This is a genomic window from Octadecabacter dasysiphoniae, from assembly GCF_021532615.1.
Taxonomy (GTDB): Bacteria; Pseudomonadota; Alphaproteobacteria; order Rhodobacterales; family Rhodobacteraceae; genus Octadecabacter; species Octadecabacter dasysiphoniae.
The window spans coordinates 85,125-93,745 of the sequence record NZ_JAKGAQ010000004.1; the positions used below are offsets into that span (position 1 = coordinate 85,125).

Sequence of the window (8,621 nt, forward strand, 5' to 3'; positions counted from 1 at the left end):
CACACCAATTTGATTGAGGCAAGAAAAGTGACATTGGCCGGTGTGTTGGTGCTAATGCGTGTTCTCCAAGCCGCACTTTTGGTGCCATTTGGGGCCAAATTGGTGTTTCTGGTGCCTTGCGCATGGGGGGTGCAGCGGTAACAGTGTGCATTCGGTAACCCCAGAGGGCGGGCAGCAAAACAGTGAAAATTGGGCCGCGCACATTAATTAAGGAACGCATAAATGGCTGATGACAAAGACAATATCGTGGCAAAAGCCGCGGAAGGTGCCACCATCAATGGCATGTCGATCAATTGGGACGACGCAAAAATGGAAAGCGTTTACGCCAATATCGGCACAGCGACGGCCAACAGAGAAGAGTTCTTTTTGTTGTTTGGCACGCACCAGAACTGGCGTGGCACCGAAGCAGAACGCAAGGCCGTCGATGTTGAATTGTCTAAGCGCATTGTCATGAGCCCCTTTGCCGCCAAACGCCTTGCGATCATCCTGCAACATTCCATCAAGGCCTACGAAGACCAATTTGGCGAAGTCAAACTTTAGCTTTTAGCCGCACCATCGGTGAACTGAAGGCGTGCAAGGTGGGCGTAAAGCCCATCTGACACGACCAGTTCATCGTGCGTGCCGGTGGCGACAACCTGACCTTCGTTCAGCACGATAATGCGATCCGCCTTTTTCACCGTGGCCAAACGGTGCGCCACGATCAAAGTAGTTCGATCCTGGCTTAGTTTCTCAATGGCTTGCTGCACCTCATGTTCGTTTTGTGCATCCAGCGCGCTTGTCGCTTCGTCCAGTAATAATATCGGCGCATCCCTTAGAATTGCGCGGGCAATGGCAACGCGTTGTTTTTGCCCACCCGATAGCATCACGCCCCGTTCGCCAAGAAAAGTGTGGTACTGGTCGGGCATGGCATCAATGAAATCATGTGCGGCCGCTGCTTTGGCGGCTGTCTTTACATCTTCGTCCGACGCATCGGGGCGGCCAAAGCGTATGTTTTCCATCGCGGTGGCCGCAAAGATGACCGGGTCTTGGGGCACGAGCGCAATGGCACGGCGAAACGTCGACCTTTCGAGATGACGCAGATCATGGCCATCAAGCGTGATCTGTCCGCCCGTCGGGTCATAAAATCGCTGAACGAGTTGGATAATCGTGCTTTTGCCCGCGCCCGATGGACCAACGAGGGCGACCGTCTCACCGGGTGCGATGTTGATGCTTACCCCGTCCAGCGCCGCAGAATTGGGCCGTGTCGGATAGGTGAACTGGACAGCGTCAAAAACGATTTGGCCTTTGATCGGGCCATCCAAAGGGGTGCTTTGGGTGGGGTCATTTACAGTGTCTTGCATGTGCAAAAGTTCAACCAGCCGTTCGGTCGCCCCGGCTGCGCGTTGTAACTGCCCCCAAATTTGAGACAAACCAGCGGCCGCACTTGCCACCATGACGGCATAAATCATGAATTGCGCCAGTTCGCCAAATGTCATGGTACCTGCCATGACATCGGCCACCCCGATCCAAAGAACGACCACCACGCTGGCGAAAATCAGAAACATTGTCGTCAGCGTGAGAAGTGCCGCGAACCGCACGCGGCGCTGTGCTGCTTTGTACGAGGATTCAGCAAACCCTGCGAATTCTGCCCTGCTTGCGTGTTCATGGGTGAAGGACTGGACCGTTTGCACCGCTGAAAGGTTTTCGGACGCTTTGCCGGATGATGCCGACACCCAGGCCTGTGCTTCGCGGCTGATGACCCGAATTTTCAACCCGATCAGCAAAACCGGCAGGATAAGAAACGGGCCGAGCAGCAGTAAGACAGATGCCAGTTTGGCCGAAGTTAAAAACAACAAGATTAGGCCACCCGACAGCATCAAGGTATTACGTAATGCCATCAAAAGAGACGATCCGATGATGGATTGGACCAGTGTTGTGTCTGTTGTGATCCGGCTTAGGACTTCGCCTGTCATGATCTTTTCGTAAAATGCCGGGCTCATGCCGATGACGCGATTGAACACGGCTTTGCGAATGTCCACGACAACCCGTTCGCCAAGTTGCGCGATTATCAAAAAGCGAAGCGCGCTCCCCGCGGCCAGCGCTGCGGCGGCAACCAAAGCGCCTATGAAATAGTGATTTGGAACTGCTGTGATGTCAGTGCCAAAACTGTCGATCACCCTGCGTGCCGCCAAAGGCAACGCCAGCGATAGGGCCGAGGTTATCAACAAAACCACAACCGCGAGTGCGATGAACGCGTGGTAAGGCCACAAAAACGGTGACAGTGCGCGCAGAATTCCAAGGCGGCGCGATTTGGCGCGTGGTGCTTTGGGGTTGGCGTATTGTGTCGGCGCAGCAGGCAAAACGTGTCCTTCTTGATAAGGCTGGAACAGGCGCATCCCCGCAACCCGTGGTATCGCTTGATCGACCTTACGTTTTGACTCTGGAATTAAATAGACCAATCTTGGAAATTGGAATGACCCAACCTCGTTTTCATGGGGCTTTCTTGCGGCGTGCAAACCGGGGCGGGGTTTACTTTCGTTTATTTGCAACCATGGTGATCGCACCATTGCGAGATTGGATTGAAATGCAGCCGAGCCCGGCAATCCCATATAAGTACCGCGCATACGGGTGTAATTTTGTCAGCGATGTGCCTTTGTTGATGTTGAACAAAGGGTCGGATGTAAATCTTGATACGATTACAATTCGTCGTTGTAATGAATTGCCGCCCCGCCCTGAACGCGCCCGACAAATCGGACCTTTGGCATGGGCAGGCGCTGACTACCTGTCGCTAGACGTAGACCGAATTGTTCGTCTGGTTGCGCAAGATGCAAAGACGTTGCTGTATCAACCATATGACGGAATTGACGACCAATCAGTGCAGTTGTTTTTGATGACGTCTGGGCTGGGCGCTGTTTTGATGCAGCGCGGACTGCTTGTGATGCGCGGTACGGCGGTTGAAAGGGATGGGTCGTGCGTGATGTGCATTGGCCAATCTGGCGTCGGAAAATCCACTGTCGCTGCGGGGCTGATGCAACGTGGCTTTCGGGTCATTAGCGATGATATCTGCGGGATCAATGACCGAGGTCAGATCATTCCTGGGGGCCCAAGTGTCAAGATTTGGCAAGACGCGGCAGACGTATTGGGCATTGCCACAGACAGTTTGACCCGCCTGCGTCCGCACATGGAAAAATTCGACGTCCCGTTGGGTGGTTCATTTTGCGACGAAACCGTGTCGGTCCGCACAATCTATCTGTTATCGGAACATCAATCTGGCACCATTTCGTGCGACGTTCTGACAGGGCATGACAAATTCGTCGCACTGCGTGACAACACGTATCAATTGCCGTTTATGGCTGGCATGGACCTTGGGGCATTGCATTTTAAACACGTCACGGCGTTGTCTCAGGGCATTGTGGTGAAACACATAAAACGCCCCATGGACGGGTTTGACCTCGACCATCTGATCGACACGTTGATTAAAGACCTTAACCAGCAAAGCGCGCGATCATGACCCCGCGCATCGTTTGGCTGGCGTCATATCCCAAATCTGGCAACACGTGGTTGCGTGTCTTTTTGTCAAATCTGACGCAGGGAACTGCCGTACCCGCTGACCTCAATAAGCTGGCCCACAGCGCAATCAGCAGTGATCGCCACATGTTTGACCAAGCGCTGGGCTTTGATACTGGCGATTTAAGTACGGCGGAATGCGCCCGATTGCGCCCTGTCGCGTATCGCTGGATGAACGCGCAATTGACGGAACCGCTGTATTGTAAGGCCCATGATGCCTGCGTCGCGGCTGACAATGGCGACTGGATCATGGCGCCTGATGTGACGCGCAAAGTCATCTACATTTTACGCAACCCTTTGGATGTTGTCGTGTCGTTGGCGCACCACAACCAAAAGCCACTGGATAACGTGATCGACAACCTTGGTGATCCTGGCACGAGGGCCGCACGGCAAAAGGCGTCAGGGCAGGCGCCCCAACTGGAACAGATATTGGGCACATGGTCCGATCATGTCCAAAGCTGGACGCAGAACGAACTGTTTGACACATGTGTCGTCCGTTACGAAGACTTACGCGCTGACCCACAAGGCTTTTTTGGCCGTATTACCACGTTCCTCGACGTGCCACACGACTCCACTCAGCTTTCTGACGCGATAAAACACGCGTCGTTTGACGTTTTGCAAACGCAAGAGAGGGAGTCCGGGTTTCGTGAGCGCCCCCAAAATGCCACTCGGTTTTTCAGACGTGGTCGGGTTGGCGATTGGAAAACCGTGTTGTCGGCCGCCCAAATCGATAGAGTGATAAAAGATCATCTGCCAGTTATGCAAAAATTTGGATATGTAGATGAAAGCGGCGTTCCTGTTGTCGCGAAGGCCAATCTGGAGAATGGGCAGTGAACCTGAGCGTCCAATTTGAGTGTTTTACCGGTTTGTGCGATTCAGGGTCAAACGGGTGTTTGGAAATCACGACACAGCTGACACAAACGGAAAGCCTGATTGTTTTACCTGATCAAGCGCCACATCGATTAAATCAGAAGTGTGTTTGGTAGAATGGGGATTTTGGCCGTTGCAGCCCGAAAAATGCGGTCCGCGGCTACGTTCTCGGCGTTTGAATACTCGCTGATCCTACCTGTTTTTGTTCTTTTGGGATTTGCCCGTCTGGCCATTTTGTGTCTGCCATTTCGCGTCTACGCGCGCTTTTTGGGTGATCAGGTAAACAATCATTCTGTATTGCCCAATTTGGCAGGGCCGCGTCCGACACGCGCTAAACGCATAGGGCGAATGGTGCGACGAACAGCGAAGATAACCCCTTGGAAATCTTTATGTTTAGCGCAGGTTATGGTTGCTTCGTTCTTGTTACGGCGTGCGAAAATTCCCTATCGTGTCTTCTTTGGGCTGGCGGCGGCGGCAACTGATAACGCGCCTGATCCCCTTAATGCGCACGCTTGGTTGAGGGTTGGGGACACAAACCTGACCGGCGGCCAGGATGTCGAAATCTACACTGTTGTGATGGTGTTTGAGCACTTTGCCGAAGGCGCCGCATAAGGCCCGCCTTTGGTTGGGTGATCTAAGCCGCGCTGGGTTGGCCGTTTGCAGACATCTGCAAACGGCCTGTGTCTTAGCTGCGCGACGGGTAGACACCCTGAAGCGCGATGATAAAGTGCAGCGACAGGAACGGGTTCATGTGATTGAACGCCTGATTTCCGCCAGCGGGTGTTTCCGTGATGCTGTGTGGCGACATCGCGATATCATCGGCCGCGTTGAACGTTGCGTAGATGTTGTTTCCGGCCGCAGCAACACCAAGCATGCGGTCGGCGGGGACGTTGTTGTCACCCACAGCTTGCTCTGCGTGCAAACTCGGAGAGTGCCCGTGGGTCGGCATTTCAGCTACGGACAAAGTATGCGTCTCTGTGCCACCACGTTGGCCTTCGCGGTACGAAGACAGGCCAGGTCCATTGCCCGGTCCGATGGGAAAGCGTCCGCGCAAATCCGGCAGAGCAAAAGTCGTACGTCCGTCGCCACCGTAAATGGTGCCAAGAATTGAAAACAACGCCGAATTCGACGCAACAGCCAAAAGCTGCCCATCACAAAACGCCCAACCACGCGGCGCAAAATTTCCAGCAAACATCGTAACTTCACCAATAAACGGATCCATAGGCATAATAATATCTTCCTGTCTTAGTTTCAAAAACCGAAGTCAGTGCAAGGCACCGCTCAAAAATGAAACCGAGTTGACGTTTTTATTTGTCACTCGGTGACTTCGGTGATTTCACACTGGCACAGTCTGGAATTAAATCACGCCTTTTTTGGCGCAGGTCGCAAACTTTTTGCGTGTGGCTTGAAATAACGGCACAACCACAAGTGCGGATCAGCCCAAGGGACGACCCATTGCAGCAGACAACAAAATTCGTGGCAGCATGTTGTCGTTGGCCACAAGATGACGCCGCAAAAGAAAGTGTTTTACGCGCTGCGAGGGCGATTGATGATTGGGATGAAACCCGCGACGTTGTGATGCGTCATCGCGTTGTACCACTTGTCTATTTGGCTGTTAAAAATCTGGATATTGTCCCGATCGAATTTCGCGATTGGGCGAAACAAGGTGCGCAATCCACTGCACGGCACGCCATGCAGATGACGCAGGAATGTCTGAGGATTGATGCCGCGTTTAGGAAGGCAGATTTGCAGCCTTTGCATTTCAAAGGACCTGTTCTTGCGCAGATTGCATTTGGCAGCATTGCATTGAAATTCAGCTGTGATCTGGATATATTTGTGCCGGAAGACGATGTCATTGCGGCGGTCGCAATTCTTGAGGCTGACGGATATCGCGCCGCGGGTCAGACGGCAACAATGTCCGCGCGCCAGATACGTGCTTTAATCTGCAATTTCAAAGATATCGGGTTGGTTGGGCCAAACGGCACATTCGTAGAGCTTCACTGGAAGTTCGGGCATTCTCATAGCCTTTTGGCAGGGCTGGAACGCGATTTAGAGCGGCAGAATGTGCAAGTTGCGGGTATGGCCGGGCTCGACACTTTTGGTGCAGTTCAAATGGTGACCTATCTTTGTATTCACGGCGCAGCGCATCATTGGCGGCGCCTAAAGTGGCTTGCTGACCTTGCGGCCTTTCTTGAACACTTGCCAAAAGGTGAACGGGATCGCGTGATCGAAACGGTGAGAGCGGGACCGGCGCGCGATATCCTTGCGCAGTCCCTTGGACTTTGTGACACGTTTTTTGGCACAAATTATCAAATGCAGATGTCTGCGCGCGCACGGTCTTTGTATGACTATGCGCTTGGGCGTATTGACCAACCTTTCATTCCTCCGAGACGGTTTTGGGGAGATATCGATTTGATCGGGGACATCCTGGCGAAACGGCATCTTTATCCGTCGGCGTGGGCGGCCCTCAGGGCTTCAAGAGTTCACTTAATCGGCATGCAAGACGTACTTTCGGTGCCACTGCCGCGTGCCCTAAACGCGCTATATCTGATCATGAGGTTGCCGTCGCTTTTGGTGCGCCGACTGATGCGCTGACGTTATATTTTACACCTGATACAACGCACGGAAGATTTGGCTAAGATCGTTACTCTTTTTCCTGTGCAGCTACGTCGTCCGTGGTCGATTGGCCGTGATTCCTGAGAAACGTGTTTTTGACCTTATGTGCCCCCATCGCGTCGACAACCCAGCGTTGAGAAGTTGTCCACAACCATTTGGCGAAAAAAAATCGATCGGTGTTATCACGCAGGGTAAGCGGAAAGCCGCCATATTCCCCTTATATTCCTAGGTATGGCGGATCAGGCCCTTGGTTAGGGTGCCGATAACGTCAAGATCGCGTTGGATAAAAAACTTGTGAGTTTATCCGAACAGGTTAATAAATTTAGGCAAATTGTAGTTTCTGCCTGGGAAGATTGACCGTGACAAAAAAGAAAACGGGGCGCGTTGATGCGTCCGAGAAAACTGCGGACGCCGCTAACCCTGAAACACTCGCGCAAATTGCACAGGTCCGCACAAAGGTTCGTGAGAACTTTGGTACCATTGCAATGGCGATGATGGCACTGTCGCGCTACCGCCATAATAGTATTTCGGACCTTCAGCATTTGGTGCTGGAACCCCTTCTGCTTGAACGTGTCGCGCTTGCGTATGCGCCGGGCGATGATGCGACTGACATCGCGGGGATGGCGTTCTGGGCCAGCGTGTCTGAAGACGTCGACAAAAAGATCAAAGAACAAATTCGCGCAGGTGCGTTCCCGATCCGTTTGAAGGCGGATGAATGGAACAGCGGTGACATCAACTGGCTGTTCGATGTTATTTCGCCGGACCAGATGACAACAGCGCGGGTGCTGGCGAATTTCAAACAGGTCGTGAAAGACGGCGATTTGCGCCTTCACCCCCTGATTGGCCGCCTTGTTGATCCCGAAACGCTCAAGAAGATGGGCGCACAGACCGGCGCACAGGTTGCCGCCGCGGCTGCATCTGGCCCATCCACCGAGACAGTTCAATAATGGTGAACGAAGTCTGGGTCAGCACTGTGATGAATGCGGAAGCCGCGCAAAGCGGCTTCGTGTTTTATCGCTATGAGGAACAGCAAGAGGACGCGGCACTGTCGGCGAAGGCCGAAGCGCTGTCCAAGACCTTGTTGGATGTGTTCGCGAACAAACCGTTTAGCGACAATGACTATCCTAAGCGCCTTGTTTGGCATTCCCGGACCAAGAAAAAGTTTGATGGGCTGCCGCCTGTGTCACTGCATGGCTTTTTGCTTCTGCGTGCTGACGTAGCCAAGATTTTTGCACGTCATGATCTGGGTGAAACCCAGCTTGTGCCTGTTGATCTTTATGATCGTGACAACGAAAGCAAATTTGACGACCAGGCCTTTCTTTTGGTGCCGCGTGGCGGCCAGAAAACAATTGATACGACCGAAGCCGTTAGCGGACTGCGCAAAATCAGACACACCGATCCACCGCGCTTCTTTTTGGGTGGTGTCGAGGCGGACCTGTCACAACTTCGCACAATTCAAATGCCAAAAAACACACCAGCGTGTTGGATGGACCCGAACATTCCAAATGCCCTGTTTTTAAGCGGTGCACTGGTGAACGATTTGCATGCTGCTGGGCATAGCAAAGATTTTTACCTGACAAATATTTAGA

Annotated in this window: 9 protein-coding genes; 7 read left to right on the forward strand and 2 right to left on the reverse strand. The window is 52.9% G+C overall.

Translation table 11 applies throughout. The annotated features are described in order from the left end of the window. The first annotated feature begins 222 nt into the window (after window positions 1–222). Window positions 223–540, forward strand: a complete 318-nt coding sequence (locus L0664_RS14920) for a DUF3467 domain-containing protein (RefSeq protein ID WP_235226694.1) — start codon at window positions 223–225, stop codon at window positions 538–540. On the opposite strand, the gene L0664_RS14925 is transcribed toward L0664_RS14920, so the two are convergent. Further along, entirely contained in the window at window positions 537–2,375 is a 1,839-nt protein-coding gene (locus L0664_RS14925; protein WP_418888038.1) for an ABC transporter transmembrane domain-containing protein, read from the reverse strand. The two genes, L0664_RS14920 and L0664_RS14925, sit on opposite strands and share 4 nt — an antisense overlap. A 155-nt stretch (window positions 2,376–2,530) precedes the next feature. Here L0664_RS14925 and L0664_RS14930 point away from each other — a divergent pair, with 155 nt between their 5' ends. The 3 genes from L0664_RS14930 (at window position 2,531) to L0664_RS14940 (ending at window position 5,028) form a co-directional block, all read left to right on the forward strand. Beyond that, a complete protein-coding gene (locus L0664_RS14930; RefSeq protein ID WP_235226696.1) occupies window positions 2,531–3,490 on the forward strand; it encodes a hypothetical protein in 960 nt (319 codons plus the stop codon). Beyond that, window positions 3,487–4,380: a sulfotransferase domain-containing protein gene (locus L0664_RS14935; protein WP_235226697.1), complete on the forward strand. Its 894-nt coding sequence runs from the start codon at window positions 3,487–3,489 to the stop codon at window positions 4,378–4,380. The genes L0664_RS14930 and L0664_RS14935 overlap by 4 nt, the downstream gene beginning before the upstream one ends. Window positions 4,381–4,542: 162 nt before the next feature. Then, window positions 4,543–5,028, forward strand: coding sequence for a lasso peptide biosynthesis B2 protein (locus L0664_RS14940; protein ID WP_235226698.1), 486 nt, complete (start codon window positions 4,543–4,545; stop codon window positions 5,026–5,028). Between the two features lie 73 nt (window positions 5,029–5,101). Here the strand turns inward: L0664_RS14940 and L0664_RS14945 are convergent, their stop codons facing one another. Further along, window positions 5,102–5,638, reverse strand: coding sequence for a phage tail protein (locus L0664_RS14945; protein WP_235226699.1), 537 nt, complete (start codon window positions 5,636–5,638; stop codon window positions 5,102–5,104). A 233-nt stretch (window positions 5,639–5,871) separates the two neighbouring features. Here L0664_RS14945 and L0664_RS14950 point away from each other — a divergent pair, with 233 nt between their 5' ends. From L0664_RS14950 to L0664_RS14960, 3 genes are all read left to right on the forward strand, one after another. Beyond that, window positions 5,872–7,011: a nucleotidyltransferase domain-containing protein gene (locus L0664_RS14950; RefSeq protein ID WP_235226700.1), complete on the forward strand. Its 1,140-nt coding sequence runs from the start codon at window positions 5,872–5,874 to the stop codon at window positions 7,009–7,011. Window positions 7,012–7,391: 380 nt separating this feature from the next. Then, the gene (locus L0664_RS14955) at window positions 7,392–7,979 is read left to right on the forward strand and encodes a toxin-activating lysine-acyltransferase (RefSeq protein WP_235226701.1); all 588 of its coding nucleotides are present in this window, start codon (window positions 7,392–7,394) and stop codon (window positions 7,977–7,979) included. Then, on the forward strand, window positions 7,979–8,620 hold the full coding sequence (locus tag L0664_RS14960) for a hypothetical protein (protein ID WP_235226702.1): 642 nt from the start codon (window positions 7,979–7,981) through the stop codon (window positions 8,618–8,620). Before L0664_RS14955 ends, L0664_RS14960 begins: the two co-directional genes overlap by 1 nt. Window position 8,621 lies beyond the last annotated feature (1 nt).